The organism is Streptomyces sp. NPDC107538 (genome assembly GCF_055657445.1).
Genome location: NZ_JBVKAY010000005.1, coordinates 445,975 through 464,421 on the forward strand (window position 1 = coordinate 445,975; position 18,447 = coordinate 464,421).

15 protein-coding genes are annotated in these 18,447 nt (G+C 71.4%); 9 read left to right on the top strand and 6 right to left on the bottom strand.

All coding sequences use genetic code 11. The annotated features are described in order from the left end of the window. Positions 1 to 83 precede the first annotated feature (83 nt). The 5 genes from ACZ7MG_RS20385 to serC all read left to right on the top strand — a co-directional run bounded on the left by ACZ7MG_RS20385 (position 84) and on the right by serC (position 6,442). Complete coding sequence (locus tag ACZ7MG_RS20385; RefSeq protein ID WP_471389029.1) at positions 84 to 2,774, top strand: sensor histidine kinase; 2,691 nt, start codon at positions 84 to 86, stop codon at positions 2,772 to 2,774. Then, entirely contained in the window at positions 2,771 to 3,286 is a 516-nt protein-coding gene (locus ACZ7MG_RS20390) for a roadblock/LC7 domain-containing protein (protein ID WP_471389026.1), read from the top strand. The genes ACZ7MG_RS20385 and ACZ7MG_RS20390 overlap by 4 nt, the downstream gene beginning before the upstream one ends. Further along, the gene (locus tag ACZ7MG_RS20395; RefSeq protein WP_471389023.1) at positions 3,283 to 3,630 is read left to right on the top strand and encodes a DUF742 domain-containing protein; all 348 of its coding nucleotides are present in this window, start codon (positions 3,283 to 3,285) and stop codon (positions 3,628 to 3,630) included. The genes ACZ7MG_RS20390 and ACZ7MG_RS20395 overlap by 4 nt, the downstream gene beginning before the upstream one ends. Beyond that, a complete protein-coding gene (locus tag ACZ7MG_RS20400; RefSeq protein WP_471389020.1) occupies positions 3,611 to 4,954 on the top strand; it encodes a cytochrome P450 in 1,344 nt (447 codons plus the stop codon). The genes ACZ7MG_RS20395 and ACZ7MG_RS20400 overlap by 20 nt, the downstream gene beginning before the upstream one ends. A gap of 369 nt (positions 4,955 to 5,323) precedes the next feature. Beyond that, entirely contained in the window at positions 5,324 to 6,442 is a 1,119-nt protein-coding gene (serC, locus tag ACZ7MG_RS20405) for a phosphoserine transaminase (protein ID WP_471389017.1), read from the top strand. A gap of 79 nt (positions 6,443 to 6,521) precedes the next feature. Here serC and ACZ7MG_RS20410 read toward each other — a convergent pair whose 3' ends face one another. Then, positions 6,522 to 8,141: an alpha/beta hydrolase gene (locus tag ACZ7MG_RS20410; protein WP_471389014.1), complete on the bottom strand. Its 1,620-nt coding sequence runs from the start codon at positions 8,139 to 8,141 to the stop codon at positions 6,522 to 6,524. 211 nt (positions 8,142 to 8,352) lie between these two features. Here ACZ7MG_RS20410 and ACZ7MG_RS20415 point away from each other — a divergent pair, with 211 nt between their 5' ends. Beyond that, positions 8,353 to 9,339, top strand: a complete 987-nt coding sequence (locus tag ACZ7MG_RS20415) for a BtrH N-terminal domain-containing protein (protein ID WP_471389181.1) — start codon at positions 8,353 to 8,355, stop codon at positions 9,337 to 9,339. 55 nt (positions 9,340 to 9,394) lie between these two features. Here the strand turns inward: ACZ7MG_RS20415 and ACZ7MG_RS20420 are convergent, their stop codons facing one another. The 4 genes from ACZ7MG_RS20420 to ACZ7MG_RS20435 all read right to left on the bottom strand — a co-directional run bounded on the left by ACZ7MG_RS20420 (position 9,395) and on the right by ACZ7MG_RS20435 (position 13,956). Next, a complete protein-coding gene (locus ACZ7MG_RS20420; protein WP_471389011.1) occupies positions 9,395 to 10,162 on the bottom strand; it encodes a DeoR/GlpR family DNA-binding transcription regulator in 768 nt (255 codons plus the stop codon). Positions 10,163 to 10,281: 119 nt separating this feature from the next. After that, positions 10,282 to 11,832 (bottom strand): cellulase family glycosylhydrolase, encoded by a 1,551-nt coding sequence (locus ACZ7MG_RS20425; protein WP_471389178.1) that lies wholly within the window; start codon positions 11,830 to 11,832, stop codon positions 10,282 to 10,284. 166 nt (positions 11,833 to 11,998) lie between these two features. Beyond that, positions 11,999 to 12,880 carry an ABC transporter permease gene (locus tag ACZ7MG_RS20430; protein WP_471389008.1) on the bottom strand — a complete coding sequence of 294 codons (882 nt, stop codon included), beginning with the start codon at positions 12,878 to 12,880 and terminating at the stop codon, positions 11,999 to 12,001. Next, complete coding sequence (locus tag ACZ7MG_RS20435) at positions 12,877 to 13,956, bottom strand: ATP-binding cassette domain-containing protein (protein ID WP_471389005.1); 1,080 nt, start codon at positions 13,954 to 13,956, stop codon at positions 12,877 to 12,879. The genes ACZ7MG_RS20430 and ACZ7MG_RS20435 overlap by 4 nt, the downstream gene beginning before the upstream one ends. Positions 13,957 to 14,046: 90 nt before the next feature. Here ACZ7MG_RS20435 and ACZ7MG_RS20440 point away from each other — a divergent pair, with 90 nt between their 5' ends. Beyond that, positions 14,047 to 14,859 carry a TetR/AcrR family transcriptional regulator gene (locus tag ACZ7MG_RS20440; RefSeq protein WP_471389002.1) on the top strand — a complete coding sequence of 271 codons (813 nt, stop codon included), beginning with the start codon at positions 14,047 to 14,049 and terminating at the stop codon, positions 14,857 to 14,859. 58 nt (positions 14,860 to 14,917) lie between these two features. Here ACZ7MG_RS20440 and ACZ7MG_RS20445 read toward each other — a convergent pair whose 3' ends face one another. Next, complete coding sequence (locus tag ACZ7MG_RS20445; protein WP_471388999.1) at positions 14,918 to 15,946, bottom strand: WD40 repeat domain-containing protein; 1,029 nt, start codon at positions 15,944 to 15,946, stop codon at positions 14,918 to 14,920. A gap of 323 nt (positions 15,947 to 16,269) precedes the next feature. Between ACZ7MG_RS20445 and ACZ7MG_RS20450 the strand changes: the two genes are divergently transcribed. Together ACZ7MG_RS20450 and ACZ7MG_RS20455 are read left to right on the top strand one after the other, a co-directional pair. Beyond that, on the top strand, positions 16,270 to 16,953 hold the full coding sequence (locus ACZ7MG_RS20450) for an SGNH/GDSL hydrolase family protein (protein WP_471388997.1): 684 nt from the start codon (positions 16,270 to 16,272) through the stop codon (positions 16,951 to 16,953). A 104-nt stretch (positions 16,954 to 17,057) separates the two neighbouring features. After that, positions 17,058 to 18,398 carry an MFS transporter gene (locus ACZ7MG_RS20455; protein WP_471388994.1) on the top strand — a complete coding sequence of 447 codons (1,341 nt, stop codon included), beginning with the start codon at positions 17,058 to 17,060 and terminating at the stop codon, positions 18,396 to 18,398. Positions 18,399 to 18,447: the final 49 nt, after the last annotated feature.

The window sequence follows — 18,447 nt, forward strand, 5'->3', positions numbered from 1 at the left end:
TTCTCGTTCAGGGACCGACCGAGTTACCGCACCCAGGAACCGACTGAGTTACCGAGTTCAGAACCGACCGAGGACACCAGCCGATGACCGCGCCCAGCTCCCCTCGCCCCCCGGGCGATCGCCCCGCACTGCGCTCAGTCCTTCCGCTTCCCCTGGTAACCGCCCTGCTCGCCGCGATCGCCGCCGGCGTCGCGGTCGCGTTCACCCCGCAGTCCGCGCGGCTGCCCGTCGCGGGCGGGGCGGGCGGAGCCGCGCTGCTGCTCACGCTGGCCGTCACGGTCGCCGTGCACGCGCGCGTGTCGGTACGGCTGCTGCGTCGCCGGCTGGACGCCGTCGCCCGGGACACCGGACTGCTGCTCCAGGAACGGGCCCGGCTGGCCGAGGAGTTCGCGCAGGAGCGGGGACGGCTGACCGAGGAGTTCGTACAGGAACGGGCCCGGATCGCGGCCGAGTTCGCGCGCGAACGGGCCCGGCTGACCGCCGAGTCCGACCGTGAACGCGAACGGCTGTCCGACGAACGGGACCGTACGGCCGAGGAGAGCACCCAGGAACGGGTTCTGCTCACCGAACGCGCCAAGCAGGCCGAGACCGTCCGTACGGCCCTCCTCGCCGTCACCGCCAACGTGGCGGGCCGGATGCAGGCCCTCGCCACCGGCACCCTCGCCGACCTGCGGGCCATGGAGGAACGCCACGCCGACGAGGACGTCCTCGCCGACCTCCTCCACCTCGACCACCGCACCGCCCAGGCCGGCCGGCTGGCCGATTCCGTCGCCGTCCTCGCGGGCGCGCGCTCGGGCCGCCGCTGGGCGCGGCCGATCCCGATGGAGTCGATCCTGCGGGGCGCGATGGGCCGTATCGGCGCCTACCGCCGGGTGCGGCTGCACTCCTCCAGCGAGACCGCCGTCGCCGGTCACGCCGCCGAGGGCGTCATGCACGCGCTCGCCGAACTCCTCGACAACGCGGCCAACTTCTCGCCGCCGACCGCCGAGGTCCATGTGTACGTCGAGGAGGTCCCGGCCGGCGCGATCATCTCCGTCGAGGACGCGGGGCTCGTCATGAGCGACGTACAGCTCCGGCGCGCCGAACGCGCCGTGTCGGGCGAGGCGGCCGACCTCACCCACCTCACCGGTACGCGCCTCGGCCTCGCCGTCGTCGGCCGGCTCGCCCGCAAGCACGGGCTGAGGATCTCCTTCCGGCCGTCCGCGCGCGGCGGCACGGGCGTCCTGATGCTCATCCCCCAGGACGTCCTGGCGAGCACGATCCCGACGACGGCGCCTATTACGGCGGCGCCATCCTCGACGGCGCCTTCCTCGGCCTCGCATGCCGCCGCCCCGGATTTCACGTCGAACGCGTCCACGGCGTACGCGCCCGCGCAGCCGTCGTCGTACGCGCAACCGTCGTCGTACGCGGGGGTGCGCGCCCCGCGTGATCTGGACACCGAGCCGACGCCGACCCATTCGTTCCCGTCGGACGCGCCCGCCGCGCCCGGCGCCGACCCGGTGGCCGACGCCTTGATCGACTCCCTGTCCGGTTACCGGACCGGGCCCACGGCACCGGCCGATGCGTCGACCACGACGCCGACGGACCCGACGGCGGACGCTCCCACGGGCTCTCCTACGGGCACTCCGACAGGCGCTCCGACAGGCTTTTCGCCCGGCTTTCCGACGTACGGTTCCTCGCTGAGCTCCGAGTTCGGCTCGGGCGGCCACGAGGACCCGACCCCCTCCGACGGCCTCCCCCGGCGCCGCCGCGGCCAGTCGCTCGCCGAGGCGGAGGCCCGGAGCCGGGCGCAGGCCGCCGAGGCCGCCGCGCGGGCGGAACGGCCCGCCCGGCCCGCCGAGGACGCGAGCACCGGCGCCGTCCGCTTCAGCAGTTTCCGCCGGGCGGTACGGGGCACGGGCGGGCTGGACCAGGCGTTCGTCCAGGGGACGGCCACCGGGGACGAGGCCTCCACGGGCGCACCGGTTCCGGCGACCGCGCCGGAGCCGTCCGCCGCCGTGGACCGCTACCACCCCGTCCCGGCCGCACCGCCCGTACGGGACGCCGACCTGGAACCCGTACAGGAGGCCGCCCTCGAACCCGTACGGGATGTCGCTCCGCCCCCGGAGGCCCTACGGCAGCCGGAGTTGGAGCCGGTGCGGGAGTCCGAGTGGGGTGCCGTAGGGGCCATGGGGGGATCCCCGTGGCAGTCCGGGCCCGAACCCGAGCCGGAGCCCGTACGGGAGACGGCGTGGGATCCCGGCCCCGAGACCGGCTGGGAGCCCGAGCCCGCGCGGGGACTCGCGTGGGAACCGGGACCTGCCGAGGACGCGGCGTGGACACCGGGACCGGCCGGGGAACCGGCATGGGGACGGGGATCCGCCGATGACGTGTCACGGCAGCCGCACTCTGCCGAGGCCCCGGCAGGGGACCCGGGACCGGCACAGACCTGGGAGCCGAGAACGACACAGGATCCGGCATGGGAGCCCGGTGCCGCGCAGGACGACGCGGCGTGGAGGCCGGAAGCCGCGAAGGACCCGGCGTGGGACGCGGATGCCTCGCGTGAGCTTCCGTGGGCGCCCGGCCCCGTACGGGAGGCGAAGTGGGAGCTGGACCCCGTACGGGAGTTGGCCTGGGAACCCGTAGGGGACACCCGGCCCGCCCCGGACGCCGGCACCACCTCCGCCGCCCCTTCCCACCACACCCCTGAACCGGACCCCGACCCTGCCGACGAGCGGCCCCCCGCCCCGGACCCGCGTACGCACCCCCACCTGGAAGGCGACCCCACCCCATGACCGGCACCGGCTTCGGCACGACCGCCGACGACAGGCTCACCTGGCTCATGGAAGGACTGCTGGAACGCACTCCCGGCGCCCGGCACGCGCTCGTCCTCTCCCGGGACGGCCTGCGGCTGTGCCGTACGCCCGAGCTGTCCGTCGACCGGGCCGACCAGCTCGCCGCGATCGCCGCCGGCATCCAGTCGCTGTCCCAAGGGGCGTCCCTGGAGTTCGGCGACGGCAGCGGAGGGGTGCGCTCGGCGATGGCGGAGTTCCACGGCGGGGTCCTGCTCATCGTGGAGGCGGGCGAGGGCGCGCATCTGGCCGTGGTGACGGACGAGGAGGCGGACGCCGGGCTCGTCGGCCACAACATGAGTGAGCTGGTCGAACAGCTGGGCGAGCACCTGAGCGCGAAGCCGCGCCGGGGCCCGGCGGCCCCGACCACACGGGGGAACACGGCCACCACCGGTACGGCCACCACGGCTACGACGACGACCGCCGCTACGGCTCTGGCGCCCCGTACGTCATGAGCCGGCCCGGCAGGGACGATCTGCCCGACCGGCTGTACACGCTCACCGGGGGGCGCAGCCGCTCCGCGCCCGGGACGCCGTTCGACCTGGTGACGCTGGTGGTCGCGGAGAGCCAGCCGACGCCGGGCATGCAGTCGGAGCATGTGGCGATCCTGCGGCTGACGGAGCGGCCGACGGCGGTGGTGGAGGTCGCCGCCCAGCTGCGACTGCCGGTGAGCATCACGAAGGTGCTGCTCTCCGACCTCCTCACGGCGGGCCGGGTCAGCGCCCGGCATCCGAACCAGGCCACGCTGGTCGATCTGGACATTCTGGAGCAGGTGTTAGTTGGACTTCGCAATCTCTGAGACCGGCGACGGGCCGGGCGGCGGCGGCCACGCGGCCCCCGCGCCCTCCGCCGCGTCCGGATCCACCCCCGGATCCACGCCCGGATCCACGCCCGGATCCGCCTCCGTACCGGCCCCCGTGCCCCTCTTCGGTGCCCGCTTCCAGGGTGAACCCGCCTCCCTGTACCGGGAGTTGCGGCGGGAGCACGGCGAGGTGGTGCCCGTGCTGCTCGACGGGGGCGTACCGGCGTGGCTGGTGCTCGGCTACCGGGAGCTGCACCAGGTGACGAGCGATCCGGAGCTGTTCAGCCGGGACTCGGCGCTGTGGAACCAGTGGCCGCGCATTCCGGCCGACTGGCCGCTGCTGCCCGTGATCAGCCCGGAGCAGCCGTCGGTGCTCGGCACGGTCGGTGAGCGGCACCGGCAGCGGGTGGCGCTGATCGAGGAGGCGTTGGAGGCGGTCGAGCCGCTGGAACTGCGGGGTCATGTCGAGCGGTTCGCGGACGAGCTGATCGACGGGGTGTGCGGGGTGGGGGCGGCCGATCTGGTGGGGCAGTTCGCGGCGCCGCTGCCCGCGCGGGTGCTGGCGCATCTCTTCGGCTTCCGGGAGGAGCACGGTCCGGGGCTGGTGGCGGCGCTCAACGACATCCTCGACGGCCAGGACCGGGCGATGGCCGCCGAGGGGTATCTGCGGACGGCGATGGCCCGGCTGGTGGCGGAGCGCCGGGAGCGGCCCGGGGACGACGTGGTCTCGCGGCTGCTGGCGAACGCGCGGGCGTACGAGGTGACGGTCGAGGAGGTCACCCATGACGTGATGGTGATGCTGGCGGTGGGGCACCAGCCGACGGCGGACTGGATCGGCAACTCGCTGCGGCTGATGCTGACGGACGAGCGGTTCGCGGCGTCGCTGTTCGGGGGGCGCAGCAGTGTGGCGGAGGCCATGAACGAGGTGCTGTGGGAGGACGCGCCGATCCAGAACGCGGCGGGGCGCTGGACGACGCGGGACACGCGGTTCGGTGGCCGGGTCCTCCGTGCGGGTGATCTCGTCCTCCTCGGTCTCCAGGGCGCGAACTCCGACCCCCGCGTCCGGGTGCGCGGGTCCGCCCTCACCGGTGGCAACAACGCGCACTTCTCCTTCGGCCACGGCGATCACCGCTGCCCGTTCCCCGCCCAGGAGACGGCCGAGGTCATCGCCCGCACGGGCATCGAGGTCGTCCTCGACCGCCTCCCGGACCTGGACCTCGCGATCCCCCCGGAGTCCCTGACCCGCCGCGCCTCACCTTGGCTGCGGGGGTTGGTGGAGCTGCCGGTGCGCTTCACACCGGGGCCGGCGCGCGGGGCGTGAGCCCCTTCGGCCCCCCTTCGCGCTCCGCGCGGGGTGGGTGGGTACGCGCGGGTCCGGTGGGGGCTGGTCGCGCAGTTCCCCGCGCCCCTTAAAAGCCCAGGCCCTGCGGGCCTGAAAGACCACTCCCTCCGCGGCCTGGAAGACCAGCCCTGCGCGGTCTGAAAGGTGACCGGCGGCGGCGCTGAAAAGCATGGGGCGCAGCCCCTGCTTTTCAGGGGCGCGGGGAACTGCGCGAGAAGCCCCACGCACCCGCACCCGCACCCGCACCCGAAAAAGCGACCCGCACCCCCGAGCTACGACGCGCCCGACCCCATCTCACCCGACGGACGACGTTTCACCCCCGTTTCCCGGAGCCGATAGGCTCGCGCCGTGGCTGATATCCAGATCCCCGCTGACATCAAGCCCGCCGACGGACGTTTCGGCGCGGGCCCCTCCAAGGTGCGGACGGACGCGCTGGACGCGCTGGCCGCCACCGGTACCTCTCTGCTCGGCACGTCCCACCGCCAGGCCCCGGTGAAGAACCTGGTCGGCCAGGTCCGTGAGGGCATCAGCGAGCTGTTCTCCCTCCCCGAGGGCTACGAGGTCGTCCTCGGCAACGGCGGCTCCACGGCCTTCTGGGACGTCGCGACGCACGGCCTGATCGAGAACAAGAGCCAGCACCTGACCTTCGGCGAGTTCAGCTCGAAGTTCGCCAAGGCCGCGAAGCTCGCCCCCTGGCTCGCCGAGCCCACCGTCGTCTCCTCCGACCCCGGCACCCACCCGGACCCGGCCGCCGAGGCGGGCGTAGACGTCTACGCCTACACGCACAACGAGACCTCCACCGGTGTCGCCGCCCCGATCAAGCGCGTGTCCGGTGCCGACGAGGGCGCCCTCGTCCTGGTCGACGCCACCTCCGGCGCCGGCGGCCTGCCCGTCGACATCGCCGAGACCGACGTCTACTACTTCGCCCCGCAGAAGTCCTTCGCCTCCGACGGCGGCCTCTGGATCGGCGTCTTCTCCCCGGCCGCCATCGAGCGCGCCGAGCGGATCCACGCCTCCGGCCGCCACGTCCCGGAGTTCTTCAGCCTCCCCACGGCGATCGACAACTCCCGTAAGAACCAGACGTACAACACCCCGGCCCTCGCCACCCTCTTCCTGCTCGACCAGCAGCTGAAGTGGATCAACGGCCAGGGCGGTCTGAGCTGGTCCACGGCCCGGACGAAGGACTCCTCGACCCGGCTGTACACCTGGGCGGAGGAGAGCAAGTACGCGAGCCCCTTCGTCACCGACCCGGCCAAGCGGTCCCAGGTCATCGGCACGATCGACTTCTCGGACGAGATCGACGCCGCCGCCGTCGCCAAGGTCCTGCGCGCCAACGGCATCGTCGACACCGAGCCCTACCGCAAGCTCGGCCGCAACCAGCTCCGCGTCGCCATGTTCCCGGCCATCGACCCGGCGGACGTCGAGGCCCTCACCAAGTGCGTCGACCACGTGATCGAGAAGCTGTAACACCGTCTCGTACGACACCGAAGGGCGCCCGGCAGCACATGCCGGGCGCCCTTCGCGTGCTTCACCGTGACGGCGATGCTCAGCCGCGGAAGCCGAGTATCCCGTGCAGGGTCTCACCGCTGGTCGCGGTCGGGCCCTGTACCGAGCTCAGCGTCGACTGGGCCGAAGCCTCCTGCGGGGCCGCCGGCTTGGGGTCGGCCAGCTTCTTGCAGGTGGCGTCGACCGTGCCCTTGCCGCGCGGCACCTTGCCGTTGGTGAGGTAGGTGGCCAGGTGCTTGTCGAGGCAGCTGTTGCCGCTCAGCGAGATGCCGTGGTTGCCGCCGCCCTGCTCGACGACCAGGCTGGAGTTCTTGAGCAGCTTGTGGACGGTGACACCGCCCTGGTACGGCGTGGCCGCGTCGTCCGTCGCCTGGAACAGCAGCACCGGCGGGAGCTTGGAGTTGGCGACGTTCACCGGCTTGAGCGACTTGGTCGGCCAGAACGCGCACGGCGCGTTGTACCAGGCGTTGTTCCAGGCCATGAAGGGCGCCTTCTTGTAGACCGCCCAGTTGTCCTTCTGCCACTTCTTCCAGTCGCGCGACCAGGACGCGTCACGGCACTGCACCGAGGTGTAGATGCTGTAGCCGTTGTCACCGGAGGCGTCGATGGCGGCGAAGTTCTCGTACGCCTCGACCAGCGGGTCGGCGTCCTTGTCGTTCACGTACGCGGCGAACGCCTCGGCGAGGAAGGGCCAGTAGCCGTTGTAGTAGCCGCCCGGGATGAAGGTGTCCTCCAGCTCGGAGGCGCCCACCTTGCCGCCCGCGGGCTTCTTGGCGAGGGCCGCCCGCATGGCGTACCACTTGGCTTCGATCTTCTTCGGGTCGGTGCCGAGCTTGTACGTGGAGTTGTACTTCGCGACCCACTTCGTGAACGCCTTGTGGCGCTTGTCGAAGGCGTAGTCCTGGTCGAGGTTGTCCTCGTACCAGACGCCCGTCGGGTCGACGATCGAGTCCAGCACCAGGCGCCGCACCCGCGTCGGGTACAGCTTGGCGTAGACCGCGCCGAGGTAGGTGCCGTACGAGTAGCCGAAGTAGTTGATCTTCTTCGCGCCGAGGGCCTTACGGATCGAGTCCAGGTCCTTGGCGGCGCTGATCGTGTTGATGTACGGCAGGACGTCCTTGTACTTCGTGCCGCAGGCCTTGGCGAAGGACTGGGCGCGCGAGACGTTCGCCTTCTCGATCGCGGCGGTGCTGGGCACGGAGTCCGGGCGCACGGGGTTGAAGTAGCCCGGCTTGCAGTTCAGGGCGGGCTTGCTCGCGCCGACGCCGCGCGGGTCGAAGCCGATGACGTCGTACTGCGCCGCCACCTTCTTCGGCAGCGAGGACGCCACGAACGAGGCCAGACCCGTACCGCTGCCGCCGGGGCCGCCCGGGTTGACCAGCAGCGGGCCCTGGTACGTCTTCGAGGTGTGCGGCACGCGGGTCAGCGCCAGCGTGATCTTCTTCCCGCTCGGCTTGGCGTAGTCGAGCGGCACCTTCACCGACGCGCACTGCAGCGTCGGGGAGCTGTCCGTGGCGCACTTCTTCCAGGCGACCTTCGCGGCGGCGGCCTGGACGGTGTTGCCCGCGGCGGACGCCCCGCTGGCGTTGGCGGGAACGGCACTGACCGTCCCGGCCAGGACCACGATGGCACCGCTCAACACGGCTGCGCTTCTTCTCATAGACATCTCTCAGAACGATGAGGGGGGTTCAGGTCCGCGAGGTACGCGGCCCGTGCCGCATGGTTCCGGAAGAGCACCCCACACACGCACTCATTAGACGAAGACTTGACCGAATTGAGTCATTGGATCCACTCAAGAACCTCACAGAATGGGGCAGTTGAATCCATCCGGGACACGAGATGAAGAAGCGAGGTGAAGGAGAATGAGCCGCATGGTCATGGTGGAGGGCGTCGACGCCCGTGGCATGCGGCACTGCGAGACGACGGCGCTGGGTGTGCTCCTGCGGCACGAGGGAGTCGACCTCTCCGAGCCCATGCTGTTCGGCCTCGGCTCCGGGCTGTCCTTCGTCTACTGGGACAGCAAGGCGATGGACTTCCCCTTCCTCGGCGGCCGGGTCAAGCCCTTCGAACTGACCAGAAACCTCGCCGCCACCCTCAGGTTCGATCTGACGGTCGAGGAGACCACCTCTCCGCGCAAGGCCTGGCAGAACGTGACGGCGTCCCTCGACACCGGCCGCCCCGTCGGCCTCCAGCTCGACAGCTACCACCTGGACTACTTCGGCACCAAGGTGCACTTCGGCGGACACGTCGTCGCGATGTACGGCTACGACGACCAGGTCGCCCACCTGGTGGACACCGCCCCGCAGGGCGGAGCCGTCACCACGAGCCTCGCCTCGCTGGCCGACGCCCGAGCCGCACGCGGCCCCATGACCGCCCGGCACCGCTCCTTCACCCTCACGGCCCCCGGCGGCCCGCCGCCCGCACCGCGGGACCGGATCATCCCCGCGATCAGGGCCTGCGCCGCCGCCTTCCTGAACCCGCCCATCGCGAACCTGGGCCACCGGGGCATCGAGAAGACCGCCCGGCAGCTCCCGAAGTGGCCGCGGCGCGACGGCGATCCACGCGAGGGCATGCGCCGCACGGCCGTCCTCATGGAGCAGGCCGGCACCGGCGGAGCCCTGTTCCGCAACCTCTACCGGGACTTCCTCGCCGAGTCCGCCCAACTGATCGACAGCCCCCACCTGCGCACCGGCCACACCCTGTACACCGAGGCCGCCACCCTCTGGACCCAGGTGGCCACCCTCATCGCGACAGCCGCCGAATCCGACGGCACGGTGCCCCTCACCCAGGCCGCCTCCACCCTCCACGACCTCGCCCGTATCGAGCGCGAGGCGATGCAGGCCCTCAGCCGGCTCTAGGGTCCATCAGAAGGGCCCTAGGGCTCGTAGCGAGAACCGCGCCCGCCCGCCCCGCCTACTCCGCTTCCGTCCCGGTCGCCCGGATCACGTCCACCCCCGCCTCCCGCAGGGCCACACAGGTCGCGTCCCCCTCCGGCGCGTTGGTGACGAGCGCGTCCAGGTCCTCGGGGCCGCAGATCTTCACCATGCCGTCGCCGGGGAACTTGCTCCGGTCGGCCAGCAGGACGACCTTGTCCCCGGCCGCGATCATGGCACGCCGGGCGGGCACCTCGGCCACGGTGGTGTCCATGACCTGGCCCCCGGGGCGGACACCACAGGCACCCATGAACAGCCAGTCGGCATGGACCTGCCGCAGGTTGTCCTCCGCCATGAACCCGTCCAGCATGCGGGACTCTCGGATGACCATGCCCCCGAGCAGCATCAGGTCGACGGCCTCGTCGTCGACGAGTTCGTCGTACACGGCGAGGTTGTTGGTGATCACGGTGAGCCGACGGCCGTGCAGCTGGAGGGCCAGCCGGTGCACCGTCGTACCGCTGTCGAGGATGACCGACTGACCGTCCTCGATCAGGGCGGCGGCCCGGGCGGCGATGGCGTCCTTCTCCGCGACCAGCACCTCGGCGGCCTCGTCGAACGGCGCCGGCCGATCGTCGACGACCGCCCCGCCGTGGACCCGGGTGAGCAGCCCGTCCGCCTCCAGCTTCAGCAGATCCCGGCGGATCGTCGCCGCACTGGACCCGAGCTGCTCGGCAAGACCGGCCACGGAAGCCGTGCCGCCGGAACGCAGGGCCCGCAGAATGAGTCGGTGTCGTCGTTCAGCCAGCACGCGACAGGACACTACAGCCTGCCCCCGGTCCCAACCCGCCCCCTCCCGACCGCAGTTGATCTACGCCGCCGGGGGCACCCGGCAACCACCGAGCACCCCCTCCCACGCGGCCGCACCCCTCACGCAGCCGTACAACTCACACTCGGCGCACCCCCGCCCCCGGGCGCGCCCCCGAAGCCGAAGGTCGCCGAACCGCCTGCGGCGAGCGCGCCGTTGTGCGCGGCGTTGGTGGCGGTGACCGTGGCGCCGCTCTGGGTGTGCGACGCGTTCCACATGTTCGTCACCCGCTGGGCGCCGGGCCAGGTCCAGGTGACCTTCCAGGAAGTGATCGCGGACGTACCGGAGTTGGTGACCTTGACGTCGGCGTTGAAGCCGCTGCCCCAGTCGCTGGTGACGGTGTAGGCGGCGGTGCAGGCGGGCGTCCCGCCGCCGGGGTCACCGGGATCGCCCGGGTCGCCGGGGTCGGTCGGATCACCGCTGCCCGGCGGGAAGCCGGGCGCCTTGATGCTCGTCAGATAGCCGTCCTTGACCGTGTCGACCGTCTGCCAGTCGTCCTTCAGGATGCCGCCGGTGTCACCGGAGTTGGGGTTCCAGGACCAGAAGGTCCAGTGGAAGGAGTCGTTGCCGTACGTGGAGGTCGAGCGGAGGTACGTGACCAGGGCCGCCAGCCAGCGCTGGTCGATCGTGGACTGGAGGGTCGTACCGAACTCGCCGACCCACACCGGGGCGATGTTCTGCTTGAAGATATAGCCCCAGTAACGGTCCCAGATCCCGGGCATGTTGGCCGGGAACGACGGATCGCTGAACCAGCTCTGCTGGGCGACACTCGTGGCGTAGTCGTGGGCCGAGTACACCACCCGGTTCGACACGTCCAGCTGCACGGGGTACTGGGCCACGCCCATCAGATTGCCGCCCCACCAGCCCGATACACCGTTGAACGTCTGGACGCCCTCGACGAGGATCAGCAGGTCCGGGTTGACGGAGAGGACCGCGTTTCCGGCGCGCTGGGCGGCCAGCCGCCAGTCCCTCGCCGTGTCGCCGCAGCCCCAACACGCCGGATCATGCGGCTCGTTGTGGAGGTCGATGCCGACGACCGTCGAGTTGCCCTTGTAACGGGTCGCCAGCGCCTTGAGGTTGGTGATCCAGGTCGTCTCGGGGACGGCCGAGGTGTACCAGAGGGCCGACTGCCCCGCCGCGTCCGGACGGTGCCGGTCGAGGATGACCTTCAGGCCGGTTTGACCGGCGTACGCGACGATCTTGTCCAGGACCTGGAGGGAGGTCAGGCCCTGGAGGTCGGCGTTCTTGCCGTCGGAGTAGTTGACGCTGTCGGGCATGGTGCCGGGCTTGAGGATGTCGTCGCTGTAGGGCATCCGGATGGTGTTGTAGCCCAGCGACTTCATCTGGTCGATCATGCTCTTGTAGTCGCGGGACCAGAGGCCGTGGGTGACGTGGTTGGCGGTCTCGAAGCCGAACCAGTTGATCCCGGCGATCCGGACCGACTGGCCGTTCGCGTCCAGGATCTGCCGGCCGCTGGTGTGCCAGTAACCGGCACCGGCCGCCGCCGTACCGGCGTCCGCCCCCGCTGCGGGGTGCGCGCCGGTCAGGGGCAGCGCGAGCACGGCGGCGGCCGCGCACAGGGCGCCCAGGGTTCTCCGTAAGCTGCGGAACATGCGGAACATATCGCTGCTTCCTCCTTGGGAGGCCCGGGCCCGGAACCGGTGGGAGCGCTCCCACCCACCCGCACCTCCCATGGAAGACAGGTCGCATGAACACGTCAAGGCGTCCGGCGCCACCTGATACACCGGACGCCCCGACACATGGCCATGACGACCCGCGTCACCGGCTCAGCTTCTGGAACCTCCGTACCGCCAGCGGCAGGAACACCAGCGTGAGCACCATCGGCCACACCCCGGCCATCAGCAGAGCGTGCTGCTCGACCCAGGAGTCCCCGCCGCCGACCGGTGTCCCGAACAGCTCGCGGGACGCGGCGGCCGTGGAGGAGATCGGGTTCCACGCGGCGATCCAGCCCAGCCAGTCGGGCATGAGCTGCGGGGCGACGTAGATGCTGGAGATCATGGTGAGCGGGAAGGCGACCGCGAAGAGACCGCCCGCCGCCTCCGGGTTGGGGACCATGAGGCCCAGCCAGACCCCGATCCAGATCAGTGCGAAGCGCAGCCAGAGCAGCAGCCCGAACGCGCCCAGGAAGCCGAGTCCGGCGTCCGGGCGCCAGCCCATCGCGAAGGCCGTCAGCATCATGATGGCCAACTCGGCGCAGGCCGCGAGGAGATCGGTCACACCCCGCCCCGCGACCACCGCCGACGGAGCCATCGGCATGGAGCGGAACCGGTCGATGACCCCCTTGGTGGAGTCGTACACCACCAGCGTCGCCGTGTTGATGAACCCGAAGGCCATCGTCATCACGAACATGCCCGGCATCAGGAAGTCCCGGTAGTCCCCGCCACCGGGCACCTTCATGGCACTGCCGAAGACATAGCCGTACAGCAGCACGGACACGATGGGAAAGCCCAACTGCCAGGCAATGTTGACGGGTTGGCGCTGGTAGTGGGTGAGGCCGCGGCGGACGATGTTCCAGACGTCGGCGAGCAGCCAGTACGTACGGCCGCGCGTACCCGGCACCGCCAGGTCGACGGCGCCCGCGTCCACGGCGCGCGCGTCCACGGCGCGCGCGTCCACGGTGTTCGGCTCGACGATGCTCATACGGCGGCCCCCTTCGCCTTCTCGTTCGCGTTCTCGTTCGCCTTCTCGTTCGCGTCCTGGTCGGTGGTCGTCTCCGTGCGGTGGCCGGTCAGGCGCAGGAACACGTCGTCCAGGCTGGGCCGGCGCAGGCCGATGTCCTCGACCCGTACGCCCTCGTCCTGGAGGGTGCGGGCCACCTCGGTGAGGGCCGAGACGCGGTCGGTCACGGGCGCGTGGACGCGCAACTCCGTCTCGTCCGACTCCGGTTCACCGTCCGAGACCCGGGCGACGACCTTCACCGCGCGCGGGATGTCGGCGCGCTCGGCGACGACCACCTCGATACGGTCCCCGCCGACCGTGCTCTTCAGCCCATCCGGGGTGTCGTCCGCGATGGCCCGCCCCTGGTCGATCACGGTGATGCGCGAGGCGAGCCGGTCGGCCTCCTCCAGATACTGCGTGGTGAGCAGCACGGTCGTACCGCCCGCCACCAACGCCCGTACGGATTCCCAGACTTCGCCCCGGCTGCGCGGGTCGAGGCCGGTCGTCGGCTCGTCGAGGAAGAGCACGGCGGGGGCGAGGATCATCGACGCGGCGAGGTCGAGCCGGCGCCGCATGCCGCCGCTGTACTTGCCCACACCCTTGTCGGCGGCGTCGGTGAGGTCGAACTGGTCGAGCAGCTCGACGGCCCGCAGCTTCGCCCGCTTCCCTCCCAGATGGAACAACCGGCCGAACATCTCCAGGTTCTGACGCCCCGTCAACACCTCGTCCACGGCGGCGTACTGACCGGTGAGGCCGATCCTGGCCCGCACCTCGCGCGGGTGCGCCGCCACGTCGAGACCGGCCACCGTCGCCCGGCCGCCGTCCAGGCGCAGCAGGGTGGAGAGGATGCGGACGGCGGTGGTCTTGCCCGCGCCGTTCGGGCCGAGCAGACCGTGCACCGTGCCCGCGCGGACGGTGAGGTCGAAGCCGTCGAGCGCCCGCTTCTCCCCGTACTGCTTCTCCAGCCCCTCCGCCCGCACGGCGTACGCGGCGCCGCCCCCGGCCCCGCTTCCGCTGTTTCCGTCGCTTCCGCCGCGTCCGTAGCGTCCGTCGCTCATGGGTCCCCCTTCCGATCAGAACTGGGTACACCGTACCCGATTACGCGTACGACGTACCCAGTTTTTCCGCGAGGACCTAAACTCGGGGCCATGACAAGGGGCAAGGGCGGTACCGCCGACGGTACGGAGACCAGCGGCAGCGGCGACATCGTGCGCACCCTGCAGCTGCTGTGGGACACCGGCCGGCGGCCCAGCCGCGGACCCAAGCCGGGGCTCACCCTGGAGCGGATCGTGGAGGCGGCCGTCCAGGTCGCCGACGCGGAGGGGCTGCACGCCCTGTCGATGCGCCGGGTCGCCACCGAACTCGGCACCGGCGCCATGTCCCTGTACCGGTACCTCCCCGGCAAGGCCGAACTGCTGGACCTGATGCTCGACCACGTCCAGCGGCCCTCGCAGAACCCCGCCGACCTCGGCGACGGCGGCTGGCGCTCCGCCCTGGAGGCCATGGGCCGCGCGACCCTCGCCCTCTACCGCCGCCACCCGTGGCTGCTCCAGGTCAACCAGTCCCGCCCGGTCCTCGGCCCGAGCGCCCTGGACGGCATGGAGAAGGTGCTCTCCCGGATCAAGTCGATGGGGCTGACCGACCCCGAGCTGATCTCCGCGATCGTCGCCGTGGACGGGTATGTCGTCGGCGCCGCCCGTACCCAGCTCTACCAGCAGGAGGCGGAGCACCGGTCGGGCCTCACCGACGCGGAGTTCTGGCAGGCCCAGGCACCCGTCCTCACGGAACTCATGACCTCCGGCCGCTATCCCCTGCTCGCCGGCCTCTCCGACGACGCCTTCGGCACGGCCTTCGACCACTTCGAGTTCGGCCTCCAGCGCCTCCTGGACGGGCTGGAGGCGTTCGTGGGACGCCGGGGCGCGGGCACGGACGCGGACGCGGGCACGGGCACGGAGGGGTGACTCAGGACGACGGTCGGCTCAGGACGACGGTCGGCTCAGGCTCAGAATGACGGGCGGCTCAGGACGACGGTCGGCGCAGCAGCCGCTTGAAGCCCCATACGACGACGATCGCACCGCCGACGGCGAGCGCGCCGACCTTGAAGGTGGAGCTGGTGCCCTCGCCGTCGGCCTGGGCCGTACCCGAACCGTCTCCGTCGGAGGAGCCGGAGGACGAACCGGAGCCGCCGCTGCCGGAGCCACCGCCGGGCACGTCCCGGGCGACGACCGAACTGCCGGACCCCTCACTGCCGTACATGATCTTCGAGCCGTCCGTCTCGAAGGTCACCGACTCCCCCTGCCGCTGCAGGGGCACGCTCAGCTTCTCGACCTTCTTGATCTTGCCGCCGTTCCAGTCGTAGAGGATGCCGCCGAAGTAGGCGCGCAGGGCGAGTTGCTTGCCGTCCGGTGAGAACGCGCCGTCGGTGACCTCCAGATCGGGCACGGCGGCGACCTTCTTGAACACGTTCGTGCCGGAGGCGGACAGCTCGGCCGGCCCCTCGTACAGGGACCCGCCCGCCTCGTTCTTGTCGGCGATGTAGACCCGCCCGGTCTTCGGATGCACCATCAGCGCCTCCGCGTCCCGCGCCCCGTCCTCGTACTTCACGACGTACTGCGTGGCCTTGATCGTCTGGTCCTTCAACTCCTTGGGCTCGGGCAGCTCGTAGATCCACACGTACGCCCAGGTGCCGCCGAGGTTGTCGCCGATGTCGCCGACGTAGAGCTTGTTGTCCGGGCCCATGGAGATCGCCTCGACGTCACGCGGGGTGCCGACGCCCGTCATGGTGACCGTGGCGACCGTCTCGCCGGTCTTGCTGTCGACGGCGTAGAGGAAGGCCCCGTCGTCGCTGTCGTTGTGGGTCCAGTAGACCCCCGGGTGCTGACGCGACGCGGCGAGACCGCTCGACTCGGTGATCCGCGAGTCCTTCATCGTGAACCCGTCGTCATCGGCGAACGCGGGCGCGGCGGGGAGTGCGGCGAGCAGCAGGGCGGCGAGACCGGCGAAGCCGGCGCGGAGGCGGCGGAGCGGGTGGAGGGGGCGACGGCGCATGGGGCCAAGCCTGCCATCTCGCTCCGCTGGGTGGGGGTGGGGAGCGCCGTGGGGGTGTCGGGTGCGTGGTCGAGTGCGGGTGCGTGGGGCTTCTCGCGCAGTTCCCCGCGCCCCTGAAAAAGCGGGGCTGCGCCCCTGCTTTTTCACGGCCCGCCAGGGCCGTGTCTTTTAGGGGCGCGGGGAACTGCGCGACCAGCCCCCACCGGACCCGCACCCGCCGACGCACCCCTGACCCCACCCCTTGGGGCGCACGTGGCCAGGTTCACAACGTCCAGTAGGCCGCGGCCACCTACCAACCGGTAGCGATCGTTCATGATGAGCGGATGCTCAGGTTCATGCCCGTAGGCGACTCCATGACGATCGGGAGCGCGGGCGAACACACATGGCGCTTCCGGCTCTGGGAGCACCTGCGCACCACGTACGACGGCCCGTTCAAAATCGTCGGCCCACGCGAGACGCTCTACGACAAGGCGACGAACGCGCCGACGTCGTACGAGTACGCCGACCCCGACCCCCGCTTCCCCCGCGCCCACCTCGCGGGCTGGGGCGAGGGCTGGCTGCACATGGCCCCGCTGATCGCCGACGCGGTCCGCGCCCACCGGGCCGACGTGCTCCTTGTCTCCCTCGGCCTCATCGACCTCGGCTTCTACACCAACGCCGAGCAGACCGCCGAGAACACCCGCCGCTTCGTCGAGTCCGCCCGCGAGGCGAACCCGCGCATCCGCATGGTCCTCCTCCCGGTCACCCCGAACGTCCGCGCCGAGACCGACGCCCCCTTCGCCGCCCAGGTCGCCCGCTTCAACGAACTCCTCGCCAAGACGGCCGCCGACCTCGACGAACCCCGCTCCCCCCTCCTCCTCGCCTCCCCGCCCCCGTCGTACGACATCCACCGGGACACCTACGACGGCACCCACCCCAACACCTCCGGCGAACACAAGCTCGCGGCGACGTTCGCCAACGCGATGCACGAGGCGTGGGACCTCGGCGGCCCGTACGAGGTGCCGTAACCGCCCCACCCGTTCCGCCCGCCGTCCCCTACTTGATCCGCCGCCTCCCCCTCGCTTGGATGTCCCGGTCGGACGGGCGGTGACGAACGCGGGGTGGGGTGGGGATGGCGCGAGCCGGGCGGGACCGTGGGCTGGGGCGGGAGTTCCGGTGGCTGTGGGCGGCGTTCGCGGTCAGCGCGTTCGGTACGCGGCTGTCGTTCGACGCGTTCCCCCTGATCGCGGTGCTGGTCCTGGACGTCGGCCCGGCGGAGGTCTCCGTGCTGGCGGCGACCGGCCTGGCGGTGGGCGCGGTGGTGGCCGTGCCGCTCGGCCCCTGGGTGGAGTTCCGCCCCAAGCGCCCGGTGATGATCACGACGGACCTGGTCCGCTGCGCCGCCCTGCTGACCGTCCCGGCGGCCTACGTCCTCGACCTGCTCACCTTCCCCCAACTCCTCCTGGTCTCCATGGTCGTCGCCGTGGCCGACATCACCTTCACCGCGGCGAGCGGCGCCTTCCTGAAGTTTCTGGTCCCCCCGGAGCACCTCGTGGCCGCCAACGGCCGCTTCGAGGCCACGACCTGGACCACGACCATGCTCGGCCCACCCCTCGGCGGCGCCGCGATGGGCCTCTTCGGCCCGGTCATCACCCTCCTGATCGACGCCACCAGCTACCTCCTCTCAGCAGCGGGCCTCCGAAAGATCGACGGCAAAGAGCCCCGACCGGCCCGAACGGAACCGGCCACGAAGCCTGCTGCGAAACCGGCCGCGAAACCTGCCGCCCAACCGGCCGCGAGTACCACCCCCCGCCTCCGCGCAGGCGATCTCCTCGACGGCTGGCGGTTCATCCTCCGCGACCCGGCCCTGCGCCCCCTCTTCCTCAACTCCGTCCTGGTCAACGCCCTGATCATGGCCCCGGCACCGCTGCTGCTCGTCCTCATGGTGGGTCAACTCGGCTTCGCGCCCTGGCAGTACGGCCTCGCCTTCGCCGTCCCGTGCCTCGGCGGTCTGATCGGCTCCCGCCTCTCCCCCCGCCTGGTCGCCCGGCACGGTCACCGCAAGGTCGTCCGGACCGCCGGAACCCTGCGGGCGTGCTGGGGGCTGGGGCTGGCGTTCATCGGGCCCGGCCCCGCCGGCCTCGTGCTCGTCATGGTCGTCGAGCTGGGCCTGATCCTCTGCATCAGCGTCTTCAACCCCGTACTGGCCACCCAGCGCCTCACCCGGACCCCGCCGGACCGCGTCGCCCGTACCCTCACCGCCTGGTCCGTCACCGGCAAGCTCACCACCGCCGCCATGACCGCCCTCTGGGGCCTCCTCGCCGCCGTCACCACCCCCCGCACCGCGATCGCCACAGGCGGCCTGCTCCTCCTGGCGACCCCGCTGCTCCTCCTCCCCCACCGCCGCCCGCCCGAGCCACCGCCCGCCCCCGCCCCGGACGATCGGCGACCGGATCGGCGACCGGCCCGGTGAGGCGGAGGCGGGCGGCGGGTCGTTCGCGGGGGGTCAGAACATGGTGTTG